We start from the raw sequence: 24,213 nt of genomic DNA on the forward strand, positions 1-24,213 counted from the left end.
CAAACAACCGCCAATTATGATGAACCCTGGAAAGAAGCATTAAGCGAGTATTTTGAAGCGTTTTTAGGCTTCTTTTTTCCGGAAGTTCACCAATTAATTGATTGGACAAAACTTCCCGAATCCTTAGAAAAAGAACTAAAAAGGATTACCGCTTCAGCAAAGACAAAAAAACGTTTTGCTGACAAACTCTATAAAGTCTGGTTACTCAGTGGAGAAGAAATCTGGATTTTAATTCATATTGAAATTCAAAGTCAATACGAAGAAAACTTCCCTCAGAGGATGTATATTTATAACTATCGTGCCTTTGATTTGTATCAGAAACCGGTTATCAGTCTCGCTATATTAGGAGATGAACGAGTAAATTGGCGACCAGATTCCTATAATTATACTATCGCTGGTTGTGAAGTCACCCTGAAATTCCCAACGGTTAAATTACTGGACTATGAGGAAAGATGGTCAGAACTAGAAGCAAGTAGCAATCCCTTTGCTATAATAGTCATGGCACACCTGAAAACAAAAGCGACTACCGAGAAGCTGCCAGAACGGGAACAGTGGAAATGGAAGTTAATCAGAGGATTATATGAAAAGGAGTTCGAGAGGGAACAAATAATTAAATTATTTGAAATCATCGACACAATGATGACTCTATCAACTAAATTACAGGAAAGTTTAGAGAGTAAAATTAAACAATTTGAGGAGGAAAGAACCATGCCTTTAATGAGTAATATGGAGTTACGAGGAAGGAAAATTGGTGAGGAAATTGGGGAGTTACGAGGAATAGAACGCGGTAGGGAAATCGGTAAGGAAATTGGTAAGGAAATCGGTAAGGAAATTGGCGCGTTAGAAAAAAGCCGCGATGCCATAAAAACAGTTTTAACCGTGCGGTTTGGACAGATTTCTTCAGAAATTGAAGAGATAATCGGCAAAATGACTAACCCTACTATCTTAGAAGAGCTACTAAAATTAGCAGCTACTGCTCATTCTCTCGCAGAATTTAAGCAGTCTTTGGCAAAAATCAACATCTAGAAACCCGTTTTCTTTGAGAAACCCGTTTTCTGGTAATCAATGTTAATTTATGTTATAGTACCCTTGAAAAATTGGCGATTGTTTGCATAAAATAGTCGCAGTAAATCCTTCTGGTGAATGTCATGACTTCTACTCTTTTGCCGATTATTCCTCCTATTTACGATGTTTTGTTCGATTTCGCTCAATCTGATGGCTTTTGGGCGAATTTGCAAATGGCTTTTGGCACAAGTTATGATGTGGTTGGGGCGACGCAATTACGACAGCAGTGGCAAAGTCGAAATTTCAGTCAACTTCCTGAGATTGAGGTTGTCAACAGCAGTGTTTTAGGTAGTGCAAATGGCGCTTATGGGATTAGCACCAATAAGATATATCTATCTGAAAGCTTTTTGGCTTCTGCTAGTTCAGATGCTTTGTTTGCGGTGATTTTAGAAGAAATTGGGCATTATTTGGATAGGCAAATTAATCAGGTAGATACACCAGGGGATGAGGGAGAATTATTTTCTAATCTGGTGAGAGGGGTTAATTTAACTGAGGCTGAGTTAACTTATATTCAAACAGAAGATGATCGTTCTGTTATTAATTTAGGGGGACAATTTATACAGGTTGAACAAACAGCACCAATTACTTTAATTGTCAATACTACTATAGATGAGAATGATGGTAGTGCCACTATTGGGAGTGGTTTATCTTTGCGGGATGCTGTTGCAATTGCTAATAACAGTCCTAATACTCCCTATATTATTAAGCTGAAATCAGGAACGACTTATGAATTGACTTATGTTAATGATACGACAACAGGCGATCGCAGTTTGAGGACGAAAGGTACGATTACCATTGAAGCTGATGGAACAGCACTAGCTTCTATTGTTAATAATGCTAGTCCTATCTCTGGGCAAAATGATAATAATAGAATTATAAATAGTTTTTTATATTCTGGACTTACATTAAATAATCTCTATATCAGCAACAAAGCAGGAAGGGGAATTTTTAACTGGGGAACATTAGCATTAAACAACAATACAATAACTGGTAATACGGCTGGATGGGGAGGGGGAATTCACAACCTGGGAACATTAACATTAAACAACAATACAATAACTGGTAATACGGCTAATATTGTAGGAGGGGGAATTTTTAACGGGGGAACGGGAACATTAACATTAACTAATAATACAATAACTGGTAATACGGCTTCTAATAGAGGAGGGGGGATTGCCAACTGGGGAACATTAACATTAAACAACAATACAATAACTGGTAATACGGCTACTTATGGAGGGGGGGGGATTTACAGCCAGGGAACATTAACATTAAACAACAATACAATAACTGGTAATAAGGCTGCTGGTTCTGATGGAGGGGGGATTTACAACTCGGCGGGAACATTAACATTAAACAATAATACAATAACTGGTAATAAGGCTGCTGGTTCTGGAGGAGGAATTTACAACGCAGCGGGAACATTAACATTAAACAACAATACAATAACTGGTAATACGGCTGGATGGGGAGGGGGGATTTCCAACAACTTCTCTGGAACATTAACATTAACCAACAATACAATATCTGGTAATTCTGGAGGGGGAATTTCCAACAGCACTGGAACATTAACATTAACCAACAATACAATAACTGGTAATACGACTAATTATGATGGAGGGGGGATTGCCAACTGGGCGGGAACATTAACATTAAACAATAATACAATAAGCGGCAATACGACTAATTATGATGGAGGGGGAATTTCCAACGGGGGAACATTAACATTAAACAATAATACAATAAGCGGCAATACGGCTAAATACTGGGGAGGGGGAATTCACAACGACTATGGTGGAACATTAACATTAACCAACAATACAATAACTGGTAATACGGCTGGTTCTGATGGAGGGGGAATTCGCAACTCCTATGGTGCTGGAAAATTAACATTAACCAACAATACAATAACTGGTAATACGGCTGGTTCTGATGGAGGGGGGATTTACAACTACTATGGTGGTGGAACATTAACATTAACGAATAACATTATTACTGGCAATAGTGCCGGCTTAGGTGGTGGTATTTACAATTATAATAAGGGTACATGGAGTTCAAATAGTATTATTAGTGGAAATACGGCGAACCAAGTTTGGTATATAGACTTAGAAAACCCAGATGGACATCCAACTACAGACAAATCCAGCTGGATTGATGGTAAATTGATAGCAAATCCAATACATCCAACATATCCAAATATATTCGACATTGGGACTTTTATCGAACTCCCACCCTCACCTAATCCTCCACCTAAACCAACGATATCAGTCAGTAATGCGTGGGTCGATATTCCCGCAGGGACTAATCAAACAAAAGTTCTTACATTCGAGGTTAAACTGTCCTCAACCTATGATAAACCCATAACCGTTGATTACTATACCCTTGATGGAAGTGCCAATTCAATAGACTCTACCCAATTAAAAGATTTTGACAATGTTGTCAAACAAACCCTCTCCTTTTTCCCAGGAGAAACCAGCAAACAAATAGAAATTACCGTTTTAGGAAGTGCGCCTCCTACCGACCAAACCTTTGAGATTTTGGCCAAAGATACCGCTTATCGTAATTGGACAGATACGGACAAAGGTAAAGAAGTAGATAAGAAATATGACTATAGTGACCTGGGTTACGAAGGCTATCGTATCAATAAAGTCTTCAAAGATTCTACCACAGGATTTGATGCTTTTGGTTTAACTTCTGATGAAAAATTCTTTCTGGTTTTAGCCAATCCCCTTAATGCCAATGAATTTACATCCAGTAGTAATAAATTACTGCAAGATATTGCCAATACTTCAGGCGGTAACAATACCGCCGCCTATACTGCTGGACAGAATCTAATCAACCAACTCACCAGCACCAAGCAATCCTATACCTTCACTGATGGCACAATTTATGACCTTGCTAAACCTCCTGTTTTAGCGATTCGGGGTACTGAATTCTCATCTGTTAACGATCTATTAAGTGATGCTGAAACCGAAGGAATTGGCTATAATCAATTTACTAACAATAAAGCCGCAGTCAATCAATGGCTTTCAGAAGTAACTAATCCTGTAAGCGGATTGACTCTAAAACCTAATATTGCAGGTCATAGTTTAGGCGGTGCATTAAGTCAGTGGGTAGGAGGTAGTTATACAGGACAACTCGGAAAGATTGTTACTTTCAATAGTCCGGGTATTTCTCAACAACCCGGCATTAATTTCAACGCTACTAATAACTTAGGTGTCACTCATTACATAACTTCGGCTGATTTGGTTAGCATGGCAGGTTCAAAATATCTGAGTGGAGTCTGGAACTTAGAAAAATATTCAAAACTAACATCTGCAATTACTTTTGAAAAACATTCAGTTCCCGTCTTAAATCAAACTATTACAAGAACTAATTTGTCCAAGCCGACAGATTTAACTCGGAAAGTTGCCAACGGAAATACTACTGATTTAAGTAGTTACAGGTTTACATATTTTCCTGATGCTGATTATTTTGCTCTTCAAGTAGCCTTCTCTATAATTCCAATAATAGGGCCAGAACTTGCTGCTGCTTTAACTTATCGTGGAACCGTTGAACTGAATCGACAAGCAATCGGAATTGCCATTAATGGTCTTGGAAATATATCCGATGCAGTAACATCCGCTTACAACGCAGCTAAATCTTGGACTTCAGATGCGTGGGATGCGATTATTGGACAGTCTGACAAGAAACTTGGTTTATCTCCATCAACTGCAAATCAAATCAATTCACCGCAAACGCTTGCATCATCTTTTCTGGACACAAATAGCTATCAAATAGCAACAACAGCTACAGCATCACAGACAATTGATAACTTTTGGGATGCCATACCTGACTGGGGAAATAATGCTTGGCAAGCTACAACTAAATGGTCAGGAGATGCTTGGAAAAGTATTGATGAATGGACACCCCAAACTTGGCAAGCAACAACTACCTGGACAGCAGCCGATTGGAATAGACCATTCTTTACTATCTCAAATCCGACAATTGCAGAAAACAATTCAGGAACAAACAATCTGGTATTTAAAGTTACATTGTCAACCACAAGTACCCAAACAATTACCGTAAATTATGGCACTGCTGATAACACAGCAACAGCAGGAAGCGACTATATAGCTAAAACAGGTACTCTCACCTTTACCCCGGGACAAATCAGCCAAGATATTATTATTTCCGTCAATGGTGATACTGCAATTGAACCCGATGAGACTTTCTTGATTAACCTTTCTAATCCTAGCAATGCGCTGATTACAGATAATCAAGGATTAGGAACAATTACCAATGATGATGTCACCCTTCCTAGTATTACTCTTGCGGTTTCTCCTAGTAGTGTGACAGAAGACGGGACACAAAACCTTATCTATACCTTCACCCGTTCTGGTGTAACAACCAATGCTTTAACCGTCAATTACACCCTCGGAGGGACAGCTACCCTTAATACAGATTACACTCGCAGCGGGACTAACAATACTGTCACCTTTGCTGCTAATTCATCCACTGCTAAAGTAACAATTGACCCCACTGCGGATACAACTGTTGAAAGTAACGAAACCGTCGCTTTAACCCTCGCGACCGGGACGGGTTATACAGTAGGGACAAATACCGCAGTGACGGGGACAATTAATAATGACGACTTTTCCCAACTCTCCATCAATAATATCACCGTTGTCGAGGGTAAAGATAATAATGCAACCCTCACTATCACTGTCAACAATCCAAATCCACAACCAATTAGCGTCAATTATACTACTGCACCCATTGATGCTACCGCCAATGTAGATTACACTAGCAAGACCGGAACTCTCACCATTGCACCTAATACTTCTACTGCTACTATTAGCATTCCCATCCTCAATGATAACCTTAATGAAGCAAACGAAACTTTTGCCATTAACCTCAGTAATCCCGTCAATGCAACTCTTACCAATAACAAGGGAATTGTCACCATCAGCGACACCTTAACCGCTAATGTCACCACTACCCTACCTGCTAATGTAGAAAATTTGACCCTAACTGGGACTACAAATATTAATGGGACAGGTAACGCTGCTAATAACATCCTGACGGGTAATAGTGGTAATAATACCCTCAATGGAGGTACAGGAATTGATACCATAATCGGTGGTTTAGGAAATGATACTTATCAAATTGATACTACTACCGATACGATTACGGAAAATGCCAACCAAGGTACAGATACTGTTCAATCATCGGTTACTTATACCCTGGGAAATAACCTAGAAAACCTCACGTTAACTGGAACCGCAAATATTAACGGAACTGGTAACACCTTAAATAACATTATCACTGGTAATAGTGGGAAAAATACCCTTACAGGAAGTGCGGGAAATGATACCTTGATTGGTGGTACTGGTAATGATACCATAACAGGGGGTGCAGGTAGCGATCGCTTCACCTTCAACAACCGCAATGAAGGGATTGACACAATTACTGATTTTCTCTCCAGTCAGGGGGATAAAATTGCTGTCTCTGCTGCGGGTTTTGGCGGTGGTTTAGCAGCAGGAGTTTCCATTACAGCCGCTCAATTCCTGTTAGGAACAACTGCATTAAATGCCAGCAATCGCTTTATTTATAATACAATCACTGGAGGACTATTCTTTGATGGGGACGGGACAGGTACACTAGCAGCTATTCAAATTGCAACTCTTAGTTCTAAACCCACTCTTACCGCCTCTGATATACTTGTATTAGTTTAATCTTAATACAGCTTGTAGGGTGCGTTAGACGGCCAAAATTGCTGCTTTGACTGGAAGGCGACAATCCGTCGTAACGCACCACCTATCATCGACTGTGATTGTGTGATGGACTATGATTGAAGTAACGCACTACCTATCATCAACTAAGTAGCCAGTTACAATTAAAGATAAAATACAAAGAATCAGAAGCCTGTCCCACTATCTAACAATTAATTGAGATTACTTACTTACAAGCCCAAAATATGATATAGATATTTATATAAAATTGATCTGCAGCCTTTGACTGATTACTGTTTACTGATCACTGAAAGGTCTCCTATCTCAACTAGAAAATTAATTTTTCACGACTACTTATAGTTAATCATGTATTTCTGGCAATTTCGTGTTTATCAGCGTCCTTTGCTGCATCCCCTACAAACCCATCACGGACTATGGCAAATTAGGGAAGGAATTATTATTCGCTTAGAAGCGGAAGATGGACGTATTGGATGGGGAGAAATTGCTCCTTTACCTGAATTTGGCTCAGAAACATTATCGGCAGCAATATTATTCTGTCAAAGTCTCGAAAATCCCCTATCAATAACTTCAATTTTTTCTATTCCCGAACAATTTCCTGCCTGTCAATTTGCCTTTGAATCAGCTTTAGAAGATTTAAGGATAGAAAATCAATCAAGAGAATTAGAACCAAAAAATTATAGTTATTTATTACCCACTGGTGCGGCAGTATTTCCCTGTCTGGATGATATTTTAGCTTCTAATCAAACTAATACTTATAAATGGAAAATTGCAGTTAATTCTCTCCAGCAAGAGTTAACCTTATTTGAAAAATTAATTACCCGATTACCCAGGAAAAGTAAATTGCGTTTAGATGCCAATGGGGGATTAAGTATTGCTGAGAGTAAAATCTGGTTAAAAATTGCCGATGAATGTAGAATAATTGAATTTATCGAACAACCTTTACCCCCGTCTAAATTGGCAGAAATGTTGCAATTAAGTCAAGATTTTACCACAGGGATTGCCTTAGATGAATCCGTAGCCAATCTTCGACAAATAGAGGAATGTTATCAACGGGGATGGCGAGGAATTTTTGTGATTAAACCTGCTATTACTGGTTCAATACAAGGGTTAAAAAATCTCTGGGAAAAATATCCCTTAGATTTAGTATTTTCCTCCGTTTTAGAAACTAATATCGGCAGCAAATCAGCTTTACGTCTAGCACAAGAATACCCCAGAAAGGAGCGAGCTTTAGGCTTTGGTGTGCAACAATGGTTTAATAATAGTGACCCCGATTGGTTAGAAAAACTGTGGACGACATCAACAAACAATTAGCATATCTCAGTCAAAAAGATTGGCTATATGGATACAATAGCCAAAAATTTTATCAATTATATCAGTCCTATTCTCGGCAATTTATCGCCGCAGATAATCCTCGATTAACTATGCTTCTTTCCGAAGGCAATCCCCTTAAATTCTTAGCTATATTCTTGGCTGCCGTCAGGTCAAAAAGTTGCCTATTTTTAGCTAATCCTGACTGGAAAACTAACGAATGGGAACAGGTTTTCTCTCTGGTGCAACCCGATTATATTTTTGGTGAAAATATCAAGGTTTTTAACTATAATTCTTCTCCTGTTAATCCTTTGACTAATTCTCTGATGATACCCACGGGAGGAACCTCGGGAAAAATTCGCTTTGCTATCCATAACTGGTTAACCTTAACTGCTTCTGTCAAAGGTTTCTCTGAATATTTTCAAGTCAAGCAGGTTAACTCTTTTTGCCTATTGCCCTTATATCATGTTAGTGGTTTAATGCAGTTTCTCAGAAGTTTTTTAACGGGGGGAGATTTTGCTGTTATTCCTTACCATAAAATCAAACAAAAGCGCATAAATAATCTCAATCTTCAAGATTATTTTATCTCCTTAGTTCCCAGTCAATTACAATTTTTTCTAGAAAATGATCCTCAATGGTTAGCCAATTTTAAAACAGTTTTACTAGGAGGTTCCCCTGCATGGCCATCTTTACTAGAAAAAGCTAGAGAATATAATATTTCTCTGTCTCCCACCTATGGAATGACGGAAACTGCCTCACAAATTGTCACCCTTAAACCAGAAGATTTTCGACGAGGAAATAATAGTAATGGACAGCTATTACCCCATGCTCAGATAAAAATTAATCCCGATAACCAGAAAATTATTATTGAAGCGAAATCTTTATTTTTAGGCTATTATCCCCATCTTAATCAAGCAAGCTACTTCGAGACGGATGATTTAGGTTACTTTGATGAAAGTGGTTATTTATATATCATTGGTCGCGATAGTCAAAAAATAATTACTGGAGGAGAAAATGTTTATCCTCTTGAGGTAGAAACTGCCATTAGACACACTGATTTAGTTAAAGATGTGGTGGTTTTGGGATTGCCAGATTCTCGATGGGGACAGATAATTGTCGCTTTTTATGTCCCCGTTAACTCTCAGATAAACCAGACAATTATTCAATCCCAGATTAAAGATAAATTAGTCAATTATAAACTGCCGAAACATTGGATAAAATTACCAGAGATACCAAAAAGTCCCCAAGGCAAGATTAATCGAACCAATTTAATTAAATTAGCTGAAACTTTTTTTGACACCGAGTCAAACCCCAGACGATAATTATAGCAGTTATCTTAATGGTGAGTTATGAGGGTTTCCTAAATTAGCGTCATTTTCCCAGCCAAAAGCCAAGGGATTTACTAGGTATATGGCGACAAAATCGCCATTTTTTGCCGAGGAATTGCTGGTAATGGCAATCTCTGGCTCATTTTATTAATGAATGTTAAAAGTTGATAGCTATCTTGCTCAAGATTGACCGGTTAGGCAATAATAAGAAGGTTTATCATCCCCATTAAAATAAAGAATGCTCAACGCTTTTATTTGGCTACCGATTATAGGGGCGATACTGATTGCCTACACGCCTCTAGAGGCGAAAAAAGTGCGAGGATTAGCTCTAACTCTTTCTGTCGTTCTCTTACTGCTGAATATTCTCCTTGGCTGGCAATTTGACCCTAGTAACCCGCAAATGCAGTTCACGGTTAACCTGCCTTGGATTAATTTCCTCGGTTTCAACTATGCTCTCGGTGTCGATGGATTATCATTTTCATTACTTTTTCTTAACAGCCTCTTGACAATAATTGCTCTTTATGCTAGTGGTACAGGGGTTAACCGACCGAGATTTTACTATTCCCTACTCCTGTTACTCAATGCGGGAGTAGCGGGGGCCTTTCTAGCGCAGGATTTACTACTATTTTTCCTATTTTACGAATTAGAAATCGTCCCGCTTTACTTTCTCATTGCCATTTGGGGGGGTCAAAGACGCGGCTACGCAGGCATGAAATTTTTATTATACACGGCAATTTCAGGCTTTTTAGTGCTAATCTCTTTCCTCGGCTTAGTTTGGCTAACCGGTGCTAATAATTTCGCCTATAATCCCCTTTTATCGAACAATTTACCCGTTAACACCCAATTATTGCTCCTCATCCCCCTTCTCATCGGATTAGCCATCAAAATCCCGATTTTTCCCTTTCATACTTGGCTACCGGATGCCCACGTCGAAGCATCTACCCCCGTTTCTGTGCTTTTAGCGGGAATATTACTCAAATTAGGAACCTATGGACTGCTGCGCTTTGGAATCGGTTTATTTCTCGACGCTTGGGTGACTATCGCTCCTTGGTTAGCAACGATAGCAGCTATCAGCGCCCTCTACGGGGCCAGTTGCGCTATTGCCCAAAAGGATATGAAAAAAGTGGTCGCCTATTCTTCCATTTCCCACATGGCCTATATTTTACTAGCGGCGGCGGCCACCACCAGATTAAGCATCACTGCGGCGATTTTGCAGATGATTAGTCACGGTTTAATTTCCGCTTTGTTATTTTTGTTGGTGGGAGTAGTGTATAAAAAAACCGGCAGCCGGGATGTGGATTATCTACGCGGTTTATTAAATCCAGAAAGAGGTTTACCAATCACGGGAATGTTAATGATTTTAGCGGCTATGGCCAGCGCCGGCATCCCCGGAATGGTGGGATTTATCGCCGAATTTTTAGTCTTTCGTGGCAGTTTCCCGATTTTTCCGATACAAACGCTCTTATGTTTGGTCGCTAGTGGTTTAACCGCAGTATATTTTCTCCTGATGATTAATCGGGTTTTCTTTGGTCGTTTAACCCCTGAATTATCGCGCATTCCTCGCAGTACCTGGCCCGAAAGATTTCCCGAAATTGCTTTGGCTTTATTTATTATTGTTTTGGGATTACAACCGAATTGGATGATTCACTGGAGTGAAAACCAAGCATCAATGTTATTAACTGGGACGGCAATCAGTCAAAAGCAATCATAGAAACCTTTTTCGGGATTTTTTAAACCTAGACCGAAACTAACTTGTGGATATGTGCCGAAACGTCAAAAATTTTTGGCTTTGCGGAGGGAATTAACCGTTAAAACCACCTGTTCCCCCACCAGTTCAATTTCTTCTAAAGTATTAAAACGACTCAACCCGAAGCGCAGGGAGGCATAAGCGAGAGATTCGGGGCGACCCAAGGCAGTTAAAACGTGAGAGGGGGCGGTATGGCTAGAAGAACAGGCAGAACCGGAGGAAAGCGCCACTATTGGCTGTAATCCTAACAATAACGCCGCACCGTCCACCCCTTCAATACTAATATTTAAATTTCCGGCTAATCTTTGGCTAGGATGACCATTGAGATAAATTCTGTCTAATTGACTGATAATCTCCCATAAACGGGCTTTTAACCGATTTAAGTAGCTGGTATCTTCTTCGATCGCTTTGATGCCCAATTCTACCGCCTTGGCAAAACCGACAATTTGCGGTGTAAATATTGTACCCGATCGCAGTCCTTTTTCCTGGCCTCCCCCTTGAATTTGAGCGGCGAGACGAACTCTGGGGTTCCGGCGCCGGAAGTACAGCGCACCGATTCCCTTCGGTCCGTGGACTTTGTGGGCAGTTAAGGACATCAGATCTATATTCATTTCCTCCACATCTAGGGGAATTTTCCCGATTGCTTGGGCCGCATCCGTATGAAAAAGTACCTGATACTGGCGACAAATCGCCCCAATTGCCGCTAAAGGTTGAATCACCCCAATCTCGTTATTAGCCGCCATAATTGACAGCAAAATCGTGTCAGGACGCACAGATTTTTCTAGTAATTCCAAGTCAATTAGACCATCAGTACCGACGGGTAAAATTGTCACCTCAAAACCCAATTTTTCCAGATAATGACAGGGATCTAAAACGGCGCGATGTTCTGTCACCACCGTAACTATGTGCCGTCCTTTGGCGAAATAAGCTTCGGCAACCCCTTTGATAGCTAGGTTATTGGCCTCCGTTGCCCCACTGGTAAAAATAATTTCTTCGGGACTACTATTAATAGCAGCGGCGATTGTTTCTCTTGCCTGTTTAACCGCAGCCTCGGCTGTCCAACCATAGACATGATTAATACTACTGGCATTACCAAAGTGTTCGGTAAAATAGGGCAACATCGCCGCCAGAACCTGCGGCTCTAGGGGTGTCGTGGCGTGGCAATCTAGATAAATCGGCTTTTGAGACATATTTTTCCCCTGCGGGGGATTTGAGAAGGAGATATCCCCTGTTTTAAGAGAATCTCTGAAAGTGCATTGCTAATCTATGTTAACAAAAAAGTATCGGATAGTAGTCAACAGCTTACAACTCAGTCTAGAACTTTAAGATTTAATAATGAGAGCGCAATCGCTCTCTGACAGCAGTTACAATTTCCCTATTCCAATGTTGTTCAGTAACCCAACAGGATTAATAAAACATATTTTCCGGCTCAATCATGGCTAAAAAATCGAAGGCATTTAGTGAACTGCTCAGGCTGCAGAAAATGTCCCAAGGCTCCCAGAAACTCTTGAAAAGCTTTGAGAAGAAATTAAGAGAAAAGTCCTTGCCTTTCAAGGAAATTGTCGTCTCTCCTTCTGGGGAAGTCAAAATGTCGGAAGTTCTGGAGGATTTTGTCGAGCCTTACCGGGAATCCCCTGAAACGAAGGAATCCATGCGAAGATTGCTGACCCTAGGGACAATCGCTTGGAATCTGGCGTTGTCCCCCGAATCAAAGCGGCAAGGGATGATAGACCGAGTTTTTAACAAAGACCTTCTTAACGGAGATGAAAAGCTCAAGGCGGAGATTCAAGGGCTAATCGAGGAGCTAATCGCCAGGAAAAACCGTTATTTCTCGGAAAACAGACGAATGATTGTGGATTTTGAGTTAAAAGAGCTAGGAAACGACTATCATATCTCTGTTGCCTCAACTTTGTCGCCAGAATTTTCCGAGTCAGAGTTTGACTTCAAAGTCGGCGACTCGGTCATCGTCAAACAGGGTGTACTCGACCCAGATTTTGGGACTGACATCGGTGGTTGGCAAGGAAGAATTGTGACAATTGAGCGGCAGAGCAATCTCATCGGCATTGTGGCAATTGAGCGGCAGAGCAATCACATCGGCATTGAATGGGATAGCATCACCCTGAAAAACATCCCTAGTTCGGTGATTGACCAGTGTGAAGTGGAAAACTTAGACTGGACTCAAATGTGCCTCTCCTCAACGGATGTGGAATTAACCCAACCTCGAGATACAGAAGAAGATGTGGCCGCTATCATTGAGCAAATTGAGTCTAACATCGTTGGAGCTATTTAGCAGAAAAGAGAAAGGCGATTCAGGCGGTTGGCCGACGTTGACCCTGAGGAGGAAATGGCGGCTTTAGACGCTTGGAAAAAAACACTTGATTCATTACCCTATTGACCATCGAGCAGCGATTTGGAGGAGAGAAATTTGAGATGGATGATTCCCAGAAATACGAGGCTGACTGTCAAAAGATAAGAAAAGCCAATCATGAATTACTAACGGATTTTGAGAGTTGGCTAGAATCATCAGGCCTGTCCGAAAAAACCATTAATAATCATGTTTCAAATATAGATTTTTATATCAACGAATATTTACTCTATGAAGATGCCGTAGAAGCCAAAGACGGGGTAGATATGGTCAGTGACTTTTTGGGTTATTGGTTTATCAAAAAGGCCCTGTGGGCCAGTCAATCAAGCATCAAGGCTAATGCAGGTAGTCTGAAAAAGTTCTACACTTTCTTACTGGAAAAAGGCCTAATAGATAAAGATGATTTGCAAGAACTTAAAGAAACCATCAAGGAAGAAATGAGTGAATGGCTGGAAACTTTAAGGCGATACGATGACCCATTGACTGAAGATATGTCGGATGTTTGGTAATCTTAACCAAGTGGCAATCCCCCACCCTATGGCTGAGAAGCTATAATATCATTGTCAGGACACAACAAGAGTGAAACAATGGAAACATTAGAATTAGAAAGCGGCCAGTCGATTCTTAAAGCTGGTCAAACAACCACAGAAAGAGCTTTACAATTGTTTGACGCTCTCGACCCCGTGAGTTTAGACTTTATGCTCGGTCGTTGGCAAGGTTCTGGACTTCAGACAAATCACCCAATGGATGGTTTATTAGAAGCATCTAATTGGTATGGTAAAGAATTTGTCGATACTGAGAATGTCCACCCCCTGTTATTTTTAGATGGTCAGGGAAAAATTTTTAAGGTGGCACCCAATCCCACGGCCATGAACTGGATTTTGAAGCTGCCGATACTCAAAAATAATTCTCTGAAACCTTTACTGATGCTGACCAACTCCTTGCTGAAAACAGAGACAAGTCAGGCTAGACTGCGAATGATGGAATATCGGGGCAAAGTCAGCGCCACGATGATTTATGATTATTTGCCCATCAATGACTCTTTTCGGAAAGTAGATGATAATAACGTGCTGGGAATTATGGATTTTAAAAACTCTCCCCAACCTTTCTTTTTTGTTCTCAAGCGATGTCAAAGACCTCTTAATTCTTGAGGTTCGATTTAAACGCTCTGGTGCAAGAATTTAGAGTTGAGGGATAATTCAAGTACAGAGGAACAGGAGGTAATTATGAACTTATCATCGTTGTCATCGGGTTGAAGTGGCTGAGAAGTTAAAAAAATTAACTCGCCAACCAATTAAGCATTTAGAATAATAAATTCTACACTTGCTGTGGACGAAATGCGCGTTCATCCCATTCTTCTTGATAAATAGAGTCAGATGTTTGATTCATTTTGAGTGCAATATCACTTAAGAGTTTGTGGTGTTTGAACATTCTTCTAATTTCACCATCGACTAGATTCAACAAATAAGGAATTTCATTTCCTAATTTGACAAAAGAGAGATAATATTAAATATTTGTAAACTTTTTCGCCTAAGTTACTTTTCTGTGGTAGGCAAATCTTTACTGCTCCGATTCGGGGGTTTCTTGGGAGGTGTCATCGTTGTTGGTTTTTGGTTCTTGTCCTTTAAAAATCGTGATGGATCGCCAAAAACCCTCTAAAAACTGATTGAGAGTCGTTTCCTTGATTTTACCCGTCCAGAGCAATCCCACAATCACAATAAGAGCAAAGATAAAAATAATTGCCAAAACGCTGGTAATAAACTGTACCACTGGCACAGTATTGGCAAGCACCGCAAAGATAAAAGCAACCACAGCTAAAACCAGCAACAAAGCGAGACTAGGTTTCAGTAGATTGGGATTTTCTGGCGTTTTGGGAACTATAGGGCGATTTTCTCGGCTTTTGCGGCTACGTTCTTCCCTTTCGTCGAGATATCCTTCTCTTTCTGTCTTAGATTCCACCCCTTCTAAGATATCGCGGATATTGTATTTGCCGCGCAAACCGGGGAGAGTTGCTTCCACGCTGCCTTGGCGATCGAGTTCTATCAGATAGAGATAATCGACGGGAACTTCTACCCCGGTGGGTTTTTCCCCTTGCAATTCTCGAATCACTAACTTTTCCTGTACGGCTAAATTAGGGATAGTAGCGTGAATTTTCTGAAAATCTGTCTTAATAATAGCTAAAAGCGCACTAGCACGCTCACCCTCGGCTTTTATGCTAATGTAGTTATCTTCCTCGTCGGCACGCACCAAAGCTTTGTTAAGATCCATTGTCAGAACCACACCACTACGCCAACGCATGGTTTTATAGATCATCTGGTGATTGCGGACGATAAAGCGGGAAATGATGCTACCGGGCAGGATATCATAACGGTACTGGAAGTGTAAAGGTGCGTTTTCGTAGATATCCACATCTGGTTCATCGATGGGTAGAAGATCGGTGATTAGATAGCGATCGGGACTGTAACCATCAAGGGGAAAACAGAGTTCAAATTTTCCCATCAAATCCATCAAAAATCGGCGTTTATTTTCGGGATAACGTTGGGGTTGTTTGAGAATATTGTGCAGATCTGGCAGTGAGAGAATGCCCTTTTTTTGCACCATCAAATCGTGATTATTGAGAATATCGTAAACACCGTCAGTTACCCATTCCGGGTTCAGGACATTGGTTTCATTCAGTCGCGGATCATCTTGGTAGTTGAGGACAATACCGAGATCGTGGAGAAACTGCACTAAACTTTTTTGAGCGCTGGCCTCTTTAATCTCGGCTTTCTGACACATTTCCTGATACTTTTCGTAGGAAATAAAGTCATAACTCTCTTGCATTGCTTCTAGTTGAGTTTTGATCTGAAACCAACTATTAGGCAATAAATCTTTGATATGGGGAATAGCATCGATTTGGGAGGCGATTTCTTGCACAAGTTGCTCGATTCCTACACCGGTTTTACAGGAAGTGGCGATTAGCTTGGTAATTTGGGGATATTTTTTCTGGAGGGTACGGATCTTAACTTGGGGGGGATTTTCATCGGCACAATTACCCACGATAATCACGGGAGAATTGCCTCCGTAGGTTTCAATGAGTTTTAACCAGTATTCCAGACGGTTTTGCTGTTCGTTTTTGCGGTTGTCGAGGACGAGCAGATAAAGACTGCGTTTAGTCAGAAAAAACTGATGGGTGGTTTGCATCACTTTCTGACCGCCAAAATCCCAGAGATTGAGGCGAATATCGGGTTTTTGGTCAAGTTTCCAGCTTTCAATATTAATGCCGGGGGTCTTGGGTTCTTCGGAATTAAAGGTATTGTGCAGTAACCGCTTTAACAGGGAAGTTTTCCCCACATCCCCCTCCCCCACCAATAAAACTTTAAGCTCGTTAAGAGGGCGTTTTTTTCCTTTATCCTTGAGATAACTGAAAATCGCCTGCGGGTTGCCATCATCCCATGTTGTTTTGCCCCATCCCTGACGAATAATTTCCGGAGGAACGTTGGTAATCGGGTTATTTTCGAGGACTAATCGCTTCAGGTTGACTAGGTGAGCGAGCGCTTCTGGAATCTCGCTGATTTGGTTATAGCTGAGTTCGAGGATTTGCAGGGAGGTGAGGTGAGCGAGCGCTTCTGGAATCTCCCTGATTTGGTTCTTGTTGAGATAGAGGACTTGCAGGGAGGTGAGTTGAGCGAGCGCTTCTGGAATCTCGCTAATTTGGTTATTGTAGAGATAGAGGCGTTGCAGGGAGTTGAGTTGAGCGAGCGCTTCTGGAATCTCGCTGATTTGGTTATAGCTGAGATCGAGGGATTGCAGGGAGGTGAGTTGAGCGAGCGCTTCTGGAATCTCCCTGATTTGGTTATTGTGGAGATAGAGGACTTGCAGGGAGGTGAGTTGAGCGAGCGCTTCTGGAATCTCGCTGATTTGGTTATAGCTGAGATCGAGGATTTGCAGGGAGGTGAGGTGAGGGATTTCGGGGGGAATTTCTGTTAAGTTTTTGTTGGACAGATCCAACTTCCCCGCTCTTTCGTCCTTTGCCTGTTGAATCAACTCTAGTACTTTCTGTGCTGTCATGGACCATCCCCCCGCTACTATATTTACTCTATTTTGGCAAAAGATCCGGTTAATGCAACTGGTGGTGATCAGCTAGTCCACTGTTAACGGTAATACCAAATCCGTTTTAATAGTATGATTAACTCCCACACGCGGTTATTCATACATTTGTATCAGTTTAGGGATGACTGATAATTGCTGATTGTCGCTATTTCTGCAAATGTCAGATGCACCCAGTATGTCAAACGAATAATTATATAATTCAAGAGAATTTATCCTGAAGACAGGGATTGATAAGGAATAATTTCTTCAAGGGGATTTCCTAACTTTTCCCTCGCTATATCTAACTCATAGGCTTTTTGTAAATTCATCCAAATTTCTGCTCCTGTATTAAAAAAACGTCCTAATCTTAAGGAAATATCTCCCGTGATATTTCCTTGACCTTTGAGAATTTGCTCAAGTTCATTCTCAGAGATATTAACTCTTTTGGCAAGCTGAGAAACATCAAGATTAATTTCCTCTAATTCATCAGCTAAAATTTCACCAGGGTGGATAGGACTTTTCCAATTATTCATCGTGAATTTTCCTTAATGATAATCAACAATTTCAACATTAGTAGCTGCATCATCCCATGAGAAACAAATACGATACTGGTCATTGATGCGAATACTGTATTGACCGATTCTAAGTAAGTAGTGGATTGTTTCAGCTAATTTGGTGTATTAGAAAAATGCTATAAATTCTATAATCTAAGACTTTAAGCCGAAATCTATTGCCCTATTTTAGCTGAAACAGTCCAGTAGTTATAATTAAATTGAAGATAGATTTTGCCTCTGATCCCCCCTGACCCCCTTAATAAGGGGGGAATCTGACAACTTTTAACACCTACCTACTTATCCCCTTTTAAACGTTCTAAGCGGTTACTCGGCAATCCTGCCAATGCTTCTAGTGTATTAGCACTTTCTAAAATACGCAATCTTTTGATCGCTAATCGTTCAATCCCAGAAAACTTTTTAACCAACTGCTTATTATAAAGCTTTTCTGTATCTTTACATCGAAAGCTTTTAATCATGGGTTATTTTTTTTGTCTTTTCTAAGGCAACAATTTGATAAATTTTGCTAAATTTATCAACCGTCCCGATAATTACTCGAATGTCTCTCATCTTTTTTTCTCAAACCATGTTTGTAATAATTCCCCCGATTCCTTGGCTAAAATTCCCGCGATTACCGGTAAACGATGGTTAGAAAAAGGACTATCAATAAAATTAGCCACAGTGCGGATAACTCCTGTTTTCGGATCGTCAGCACCGTACACTAATAATCCTAGCCTAGCCTGAATGATTGCCCCGGCACACATGGGACAGGGTTCGAGGGTGACGTAGAGGGTACAATCATTTAAGTGCCAATTGCCTAAAACTTGACTAGCGGCACGAATCGCTAGAATTTCGGCGTGAGCGGTGGGATCACGGTGTTTTTCCTTGCAATTAGCCCCTTGAGCGATTAAATTGCCCTGTTTATCCACGATAACCGCTCCCACAGGTACATCACCCCGGTCCCCCGCAGTTGCCGCTAAATTTAAAGCTAACTGCATCCATTGCCGATGTTTCTCATAGGCTTTTTCGTCAATAGACTTTAGATAGTCCCACATTTAGCCAGTAAATTATCTAATTTTTTCTGACCATCCAAAGCATACAAATCATCACAACCACCGATATGTTCATTGTTAATAAAAATCTGTGGTACACTGCGTTTACCCCTGGCACGTTCGGCCATGGCTTGACGAGCGCTTTCATCCCCATCAATTTTGTATTCGGTGTATTTTACTCCTTTCCAACCCAGCAACCATTTGGCCCGAATACAATAGGGACAAGTTGCCCAGGTGTAAATTTCCACATTGGCCTTGATATTTTCGTTATAACGCCCAAAAAGCGAGTTAAATAGATTTAGCATCTTGTGACTACAGAAATATTTATCTCTATTTTATGGATTCTGGTACCAAAAAAGCCCAATTACGCAAACAACTAATTGCCCAAAGACGAACGCTTCCTAAGCATATTTGGCAAGAAAATAGTCAGCAACTTTGCAAAAATTTACAATCTTTACCTTTATTTCAGCACGCTAAAACCATTCTCGCTTACTTCAGTCATCGTCAAGAGCCGGATTTAAGTTCCTTATTTTGCCAGCACCATCGCTGGGGTTTTTCCCGTTGTGACGGAGATAGCCTGACTTGGCACTGTTGGACTGCCGACGATCCCCTAGAATTAAATCGTTATGGCATCTATGAACCAACAGCGATCGCTCCTCTCATTTTACCTGCCGAAGTGGACTTACTGTTAATTCCCGCCGTCGCTTGCGATCGCCAAGGTTATCGCTTAGGTTACGGGGGAGGTTATTTTGATCGTCTCTTACATTCCCCCGAATGGCAAGCTATCCCCTCGATCGGGATTGTCTTTGACTTTGCCTATCTCGATACCCTTCCCCTCGATATTTGGGATCAAAAATTACAAGGAATCTGTAGCGAGTCAAGAACCGAAATTTTTTAACAATTATTTCCCTATTCCCTTACACCCAATCCCCAGATATATTAAGTTTTATTGAATCCGATCGACGCTTAAGATAGCTTTGCTAGGATGAAGTTCACATCAGGAGATGTTTATAGTAATCACTGGAAAAAGTTAACAGGGAAGCAATGAAACACTTTCACGAACCATGGATTCAAGAATGGTGTCAAGAAAACGGCTGGACAGAGCTATTTCTCGAACGCTACAGTAATTATTGGGCATTCCCTCCCAATGCCGTGATGCCAGAACCAATTCCCACCAAAGTGTTACAAAACATTAAGCGCCAAAAAGGTCTATCTCCTGCCGAAAAACTTTGGTTAGGAGTGGCGATCGGATTGACTGTAACAGCTTTAATTCTCTGTGTCATCCTCGCTTGTCCTATGCCTATAGTTCTCGCTTTCGCTTTTGATGCTGTCACCGCAGCGCGATTGGAAGTGGAATATTAAGCAGGCAAAAATTGAGCAGCAAAAACCCAAAAAGGGGGAGATTTTTCCGAAAGTCTTCCCCTTTACCGCTTTTTTCTGGACAGGGACGATCGATCTGTCTTGAATCAGTAATCGGTGATCAGTAGTCAGTAGGAGAATAGAATATTAAGTGAGCAGTATTCAATGGCAGTTTTCTGCTGTCTTTTTACTGATTACTGTTTACTGTTTACTGATCACTGAAAAGTCCCCATGTCCGAATCTCGTCGCTTACAGTTTACCCCCGATCTGGAAATTTGTCGTATTTTGAACGGAATGTGGCAAGTTTCAGGGTCCCATGGTTCGATCGCACCCCAAAAAGCGATCCCTAGTATGTTTTCCTATCTAGATGCCGGTTTCACCACTTGGGATCTGGCCGATCATTACGGTCCAGCCGAAGATTTTATCGGTGAATTTCGTCGTCAATTAGTTGCCCAAAGGGGCATTGATGCTTTAAATAATCTGCAAGCTTTCACTAAATGGGTTCCCCGTCCGGGTAAAATGACTAAGGAAATAGTCGAAAAAAATATCGCTATTTCCCTACGTCGCATGGATGTGGATAGTCTCGATTTATTGCAGTTTCACTGGTGGGATTATCGCGATAAAAATTATCTAGATGCCTTATATTTTTTAGGAGAATTACAACAGGAAGGCAAAATTAAACACCTGGCCTTGACTAATTTCGACACGGAACATTTAAAAATTATTCTCAGCGCCGGGATTAAAATAGTCTCCAATCAAGTCCAGTTTTCCCTGATCGATCGTCGTCCTCTAGCTAAAATGGCGCAATTTTGCCAGGAACATAACATCTATCTACTCGCCTATGGTACTCTAGCAGGAGGCTTATTAGGGGCAAAATATCTCGGTCATCCTGAACCTAATGCCATGAGTCTCAATACCGCTAGTTTACGGAAATATAAAAACATGATCAATGCTTGGGGAAACTGGCAATTATTCCAAGAATTATTAACCGTTCTTAAAGCGATCGCTGATTCCTATCATGTCACCATTCCTAATGTGGCAGTGCGTTACGTTCTCGAACAAAAAGCCGTAGCTGGAGCAATTATTGGGGTACGTTTGGGTGTTGCTGAACATATCCAAGAAAATGCCCGTATTTTCGATTTTCAATTATCCCCCCAAGACTATCAAAAAATTGATCATGTCTTGCAAAAATCCCAGGATTTATTGCAGTTAATCGGTGATTGCGGTGATGAGTACCGTCGTTAACGAAGGCGGTCGGCAGGGGCAGGAGGCCGTTTTTGTAACGGGGATTTATGCCCCGCTCCCAAAACTTTTCGCCTTAAGGTGAGGTTTTAGTCCCGATTTTTTCGATAAGTAGGTAGGTGTTAAAAATTGTCAGCTTCCACCCCTTATCAAGGACTGATAACTGATAACTGATAACTGATAACTGATAACTGATAACTGATAACTGATAACTGATAACTGATAACTGATAACTGATAACTGATAACTGATAACTGAAAAGAGGCTAATGATGAGATTTGAACAACCAATCCCCGATGATCCCGCTAATCAATGGCGCTATCAATTAGATCAATTCGTGCAGGAAAATCAACAGGAATTAGCCGGTTTAATGTGGGGTTTACTCTCGGAATGGGGAGAAGATGCCCAAGAAACCCTGGGCATCGATCTTAAACCCCAGCCCCATTTTGTCTGTTGTTCTAAGGAAGCTCTAGAGAAATTAAATCGCCAGGTTAATCGCAAAATTCAAGAGATGCTTGGGATTATTTATCGCTATAATCCCAGGGAAGAAGTGGCTATAGTCGCTATCGGTGATGGTCAGGTAAAATTGATTTATTTTCAACCCGATCTTTCCCCTCCTGAATGTTTTAATCGCCTCGAAGTGGATCTCGATACCCTCATTCAACAGTTAGAGGTCAAAATGCTGGCGGAAATCCAATCTTTCCCAATTTGATGCCGATTGCCAACGCAAAAAGTTGGCAGGTTGTCCCACCGATAAACCCGCTAATCCGATCGCTTTTCTGGGGGATTCTGTCCCTAGAAGAATTGCTGTTTCTAAATCACATATTCCCCAGTTAACTAAATTGGCTACTCCTTGTAATAAGGGTAAGGTTGTTCCCGCTAAAGTACCGTCAAAAAGTCTTGCTGTTCCCTGTTTAACTTCAATTTCTCTCTCGTCCCAAGGATAGACACCATCCCCTAAACCGATCGGTGCTAAAGCATCACTAACTAAGAAAATTCCTCGATGATAATTACTGGCTTTTAGTAATAATTCTATCATGGTTGCATGGATGTGTTGACCATCGGCAATTAACCCACAATAGACATCACGATTGATAATTGCTTCCCCTAATAAACCCGGTTGACGATGATGTAAAGGAGGCATGGCATTAAAGGCATGAGTAACCATTTTTGCCCCCTGTAAAAAGGCTTTTTTGGCTATTTCTTGACTCGCTTGCGAATGTCCTAAACTGACGGTAATTCCTCGATCGCTTAGGTATTTAATCACCGTACCGCTACTATCTAATTCTGGGGCTAGGGTGATAATTTTTACGATCGATAAGTAGTTCCCAAAGAGTTTATCTACTGTTTCTATACTTGGTTTTAAAAGATATTGTCCCGGATGCGCCCCCCTTTTTTCATAGTTTAAAAATGGACCCTCTAAATGTACTCCTAAAACCTGGGCGCTCCCTCGATTTTCCTGTTGCTGTTTCTCGATATATTTGGCAATTACTGAGAGGGATTTTTGAAATTTCTCCACGGACGTGGTGACTAGGGTGGGAAGATAACCATCAATTCCTTGATTCCCCAGATAATCGCTAATCTTATCTAATTTTTCTAGATCTGTTATTTCTAAGTCAGGAAATGCTAATCCTAATCCTCCGTTGATCTGTAAATCTACTCCTCCTAACGATAGCCAATCCCCTTCCATATCGATAATCTTTTCCCCTTTTATCCTTCCCCCCATCTCCCTTATCCTCTCAATCTTTCCAGCAGCATTTATCTCTATTTGTTGTCGATCGTGATGGGCGGGAATTCTAGCGTTAATTAGGGTTATCATAGAAGCAGAAAACTAATTTTTTTTTATTATAATCTCAAAAAAAAACTTTTTTTTTGATGATGCTTGACAAGTGTGCATTTTTTTGAGATACTTTTTTATATAATGGGAATCTTTGCGTTTGTATTTGACTGCCCAGATCCGATTATATAAAAATCATCATAAAAAAATGATACCATAACCTGACCGCTCCCTGTCCAGAGATTGCAAAAATACTTTACAAAACAATTAAGTAGGGAGGCACAATTATTTGTAGTGGATTGTTTCAGCTAATTTGGTGTATTAGAAAAATGCTATAAATTCTATAATCTAAGACTTTAAGCCGAAATCTATTGCCCTATTTTAGCTGAAACAGTCCAGTAGGATGGGTTAGCGCACTTCGTAACCCATGCGGGAGTTGGGTTTCATGCTTCAACCCAACCTACGTTCATCTTATATTTAGGGTTTGCTGAATAAATCTAAAAACCTTATCCAACAAGGTTTTTAGACTTTTTTTCCCTCAAAAAGTGCCGACCCTTGGAGTGATTGGGGGGAAAATTCAGGGACTTTTTCCCTGAAAATTAGGTAATTGACC

19 protein-coding genes and 1 pseudogene are annotated in these 24,213 nt (G+C 40.7%); 12 read left to right on the top strand and 8 right to left on the bottom strand.

The window, feature by feature from the left end; all coding sequences use genetic code 11:
- From IM319_RS11790 to IM319_RS11810, 5 genes are all read left to right on the top strand, one after another.
- Positions 1 to 1,026, top strand: a 1,026-nt coding sequence (locus IM319_RS11790; protein ID WP_287735729.1) for a hypothetical protein, incomplete at its 5' end; no start/stop codon positions are given.
- Between the two features lie 122 nt (positions 1,027 to 1,148).
- Positions 1,149 to 6,782: a Calx-beta domain-containing protein gene (locus IM319_RS11795; protein WP_287735730.1), complete on the top strand. Its 5,634-nt coding sequence runs from the start codon at positions 1,149 to 1,151 to the stop codon at positions 6,780 to 6,782.
- A 363-nt stretch (positions 6,783 to 7,145) separates the two neighbouring features.
- Positions 7,146 to 8,111 (top strand): o-succinylbenzoate synthase, encoded by a 966-nt coding sequence (locus IM319_RS11800; RefSeq protein WP_287735731.1) that lies wholly within the window; start codon positions 7,146 to 7,148, stop codon positions 8,109 to 8,111.
- Positions 8,087 to 9,430, top strand: a complete 1,344-nt coding sequence (locus tag IM319_RS11805; RefSeq protein ID WP_287735732.1) for a 2-succinylbenzoate--CoA ligase — start codon at positions 8,087 to 8,089, stop codon at positions 9,428 to 9,430. Before IM319_RS11800 ends, IM319_RS11805 begins: the two co-directional genes overlap by 25 nt.
- 244 nt (positions 9,431 to 9,674) lie before the next feature.
- On the top strand, positions 9,675 to 11,147 hold the full coding sequence (locus IM319_RS11810) for an NADH-quinone oxidoreductase subunit M (protein ID WP_287735733.1): 1,473 nt from the start codon (positions 9,675 to 9,677) through the stop codon (positions 11,145 to 11,147).
- 62 nt (positions 11,148 to 11,209) lie between these two features.
- On the opposite strand, the gene IM319_RS11815 is transcribed toward IM319_RS11810, so the two are convergent.
- Positions 11,210 to 12,373 carry a cysteine desulfurase family protein gene (locus IM319_RS11815; protein ID WP_287735734.1) on the bottom strand — a complete coding sequence of 388 codons (1,164 nt, stop codon included), beginning with the start codon at positions 12,371 to 12,373 and terminating at the stop codon, positions 11,210 to 11,212.
- A gap of 245 nt (positions 12,374 to 12,618) precedes the next feature.
- Between IM319_RS11815 and IM319_RS11820 the strand changes: the two genes are divergently transcribed.
- The 3 genes from IM319_RS11820 to IM319_RS11830 all read left to right on the top strand — a co-directional run bounded on the left by IM319_RS11820 (position 12,619) and on the right by IM319_RS11830 (position 14,699).
- Complete coding sequence (locus tag IM319_RS11820) at positions 12,619 to 13,473, top strand: hypothetical protein (protein WP_287735735.1); 855 nt, start codon at positions 12,619 to 12,621, stop codon at positions 13,471 to 13,473.
- Between the two features lie 140 nt (positions 13,474 to 13,613).
- Positions 13,614 to 14,057 (top strand): phage integrase N-terminal SAM-like domain-containing protein, encoded by a 444-nt coding sequence (locus tag IM319_RS11825; RefSeq protein ID WP_012268038.1) that lies wholly within the window; start codon positions 13,614 to 13,616, stop codon positions 14,055 to 14,057.
- A gap of 78 nt (positions 14,058 to 14,135) precedes the next feature.
- Positions 14,136 to 14,699, top strand: a complete 564-nt coding sequence (locus tag IM319_RS11830) for a DUF4334 domain-containing protein (RefSeq protein WP_287735736.1) — start codon at positions 14,136 to 14,138, stop codon at positions 14,697 to 14,699.
- Positions 14,700 to 15,108: 409 nt separating this feature from the next.
- On the opposite strand, the gene IM319_RS11835 is transcribed toward IM319_RS11830, so the two are convergent.
- The 6 genes and pseudogenes from IM319_RS11835 to grxC all read right to left on the bottom strand — a co-directional run bounded on the left by IM319_RS11835 (position 15,109) and on the right by grxC (position 19,527).
- On the bottom strand, positions 15,109 to 17,598 hold the full coding sequence (locus IM319_RS11835; protein ID WP_287735737.1) for a COR domain-containing protein: 2,490 nt from the start codon (positions 17,596 to 17,598) through the stop codon (positions 15,109 to 15,111).
- 251 nt (positions 17,599 to 17,849) lie between these two features.
- Positions 17,850 to 18,152, bottom strand: a complete 303-nt coding sequence (locus IM319_RS11840; protein WP_287735738.1) for a HigA family addiction module antitoxin — start codon at positions 18,150 to 18,152, stop codon at positions 17,850 to 17,852.
- A gap of 12 nt (positions 18,153 to 18,164) precedes the next feature.
- Positions 18,165 to 18,263, bottom strand: a pseudogene (locus IM319_RS11845) (type II toxin-antitoxin system RelE/ParE family toxin); the annotation flags it as partial.
- A 203-nt stretch (positions 18,264 to 18,466) separates the two neighbouring features.
- The gene (locus tag IM319_RS11850; RefSeq protein WP_287686733.1) at positions 18,467 to 18,649 is read right to left on the bottom strand and encodes a type II toxin-antitoxin system RelE/ParE family toxin; all 183 of its coding nucleotides are present in this window, start codon (positions 18,647 to 18,649) and stop codon (positions 18,467 to 18,469) included.
- Between the two features lie 87 nt (positions 18,650 to 18,736).
- Entirely contained in the window at positions 18,737 to 19,225 is a 489-nt protein-coding gene (gene tadA, locus IM319_RS11855; RefSeq protein WP_287735739.1) for a tRNA adenosine(34) deaminase TadA, read from the bottom strand.
- Positions 19,210 to 19,527, bottom strand: a complete 318-nt coding sequence (gene grxC / locus IM319_RS11860) for a glutaredoxin 3 (protein WP_287735740.1) — start codon at positions 19,525 to 19,527, stop codon at positions 19,210 to 19,212. The genes tadA and grxC overlap by 16 nt, the downstream gene beginning before the upstream one ends.
- Positions 19,528 to 19,559: 32 nt before the next feature.
- Here grxC and IM319_RS11865 point away from each other — a divergent pair, with 32 nt between their 5' ends.
- The 4 genes from IM319_RS11865 to ccmS all read left to right on the top strand — a co-directional run bounded on the left by IM319_RS11865 (position 19,560) and on the right by ccmS (position 22,535).
- Positions 19,560 to 20,120 (top strand): 5-formyltetrahydrofolate cyclo-ligase, encoded by a 561-nt coding sequence (locus IM319_RS11865; protein WP_287735741.1) that lies wholly within the window; start codon positions 19,560 to 19,562, stop codon positions 20,118 to 20,120.
- A gap of 146 nt (positions 20,121 to 20,266) precedes the next feature.
- Positions 20,267 to 20,584, top strand: a complete 318-nt coding sequence (locus IM319_RS11870) for a hypothetical protein (RefSeq protein WP_287686738.1) — start codon at positions 20,267 to 20,269, stop codon at positions 20,582 to 20,584.
- A gap of 228 nt (positions 20,585 to 20,812) precedes the next feature.
- A complete protein-coding gene (locus IM319_RS11875; protein WP_286826324.1) occupies positions 20,813 to 21,826 on the top strand; it encodes an aldo/keto reductase in 1,014 nt (337 codons plus the stop codon).
- Between the two features lie 268 nt (positions 21,827 to 22,094).
- Complete coding sequence (gene ccmS, locus IM319_RS11880) at positions 22,095 to 22,535, top strand: beta-carboxysome assembly chaperone CcmS (protein ID WP_287735743.1); 441 nt, start codon at positions 22,095 to 22,097, stop codon at positions 22,533 to 22,535.
- On the opposite strand, the gene nagA is transcribed toward ccmS, so the two are convergent.
- Positions 22,491 to 23,642, bottom strand: a complete 1,152-nt coding sequence (nagA, locus tag IM319_RS11885; RefSeq protein ID WP_287735742.1) for an N-acetylglucosamine-6-phosphate deacetylase — start codon at positions 23,640 to 23,642, stop codon at positions 22,491 to 22,493. The genes ccmS and nagA overlap by 45 nt on opposite strands.
- Between the last annotated feature and the right edge of the window lie 571 nt (positions 23,643 to 24,213).

The organism is Microcystis sp. M113S1, from assembly GCF_020246945.1.
Taxonomy (GTDB): domain Bacteria; phylum Cyanobacteriota; class Cyanobacteriia; order Cyanobacteriales; family Microcystaceae; genus Microcystis.

What these genes read in the sequence shown, in the direction of transcription:
- IM319_RS11795 (WP_287735730.1), top strand. Translation starts at nt 1,149, where the DNA reads ATGACTTCTACTCTTTTGCCGATTATTCCTCCTATTTACGATGTTTTG.
- IM319_RS11800 (WP_287735731.1), top strand. Translation starts at nt 7,146, where the DNA reads ATGTATTTCTGGCAATTTCGTGTTTATCAGCGTCCTTTGCTGCATCCC.
- IM319_RS11810 (WP_287735733.1), top strand. Translation starts at nt 9,675, where the DNA reads ATGCTCAACGCTTTTATTTGGCTACCGATTATAGGGGCGATACTGATT.
- IM319_RS11815 (WP_287735734.1), bottom strand. Translation starts at nt 12,373, where the DNA reads ATGTCTCAAAAGCCGATTTATCTAGATTGCCACGCCACGACACCCCTA.
- IM319_RS11820 (WP_287735735.1), top strand. Translation starts at nt 12,619, where the DNA reads ATGGCTAAAAAATCGAAGGCATTTAGTGAACTGCTCAGGCTGCAGAAA.
- IM319_RS11825 (WP_012268038.1), top strand. Translation starts at nt 13,614, where the DNA reads ATGGATGATTCCCAGAAATACGAGGCTGACTGTCAAAAGATAAGAAAA.
- IM319_RS11830 (WP_287735736.1), top strand. Translation starts at nt 14,136, where the DNA reads ATGGAAACATTAGAATTAGAAAGCGGCCAGTCGATTCTTAAAGCTGGT.
- IM319_RS11835 (WP_287735737.1), bottom strand. Translation starts at nt 17,598, where the DNA reads ATGACAGCACAGAAAGTACTAGAGTTGATTCAACAGGCAAAGGACGAA.
- IM319_RS11840 (WP_287735738.1), bottom strand. Translation starts at nt 18,152, where the DNA reads ATGAATAATTGGAAAAGTCCTATCCACCCTGGTGAAATTTTAGCTGAT.
- IM319_RS11850 (WP_287686733.1), bottom strand. Translation starts at nt 18,649, where the DNA reads ATGATTAAAAGCTTTCGATGTAAAGATACAGAAAAGCTTTATAATAAG.
- tadA (WP_287735739.1), bottom strand. Translation starts at nt 19,225, where the DNA reads ATGTGGGACTATCTAAAGTCTATTGACGAAAAAGCCTATGAGAAACAT.
- grxC (WP_287735740.1), bottom strand. Translation starts at nt 19,527, where the DNA reads ATGCTAAATCTATTTAACTCGCTTTTTGGGCGTTATAACGAAAATATC.
- IM319_RS11865 (WP_287735741.1), top strand. Translation starts at nt 19,560, where the DNA reads ATGGATTCTGGTACCAAAAAAGCCCAATTACGCAAACAACTAATTGCC.
- IM319_RS11870 (WP_287686738.1), top strand. Translation starts at nt 20,267, where the DNA reads ATGAAACACTTTCACGAACCATGGATTCAAGAATGGTGTCAAGAAAAC.
- IM319_RS11875 (WP_286826324.1), top strand. Translation starts at nt 20,813, where the DNA reads ATGTCCGAATCTCGTCGCTTACAGTTTACCCCCGATCTGGAAATTTGT.
- ccmS (WP_287735743.1), top strand. Translation starts at nt 22,095, where the DNA reads ATGAGATTTGAACAACCAATCCCCGATGATCCCGCTAATCAATGGCGC.
- nagA (WP_287735742.1), bottom strand. Translation starts at nt 23,642, where the DNA reads ATGATAACCCTAATTAACGCTAGAATTCCCGCCCATCACGATCGACAA.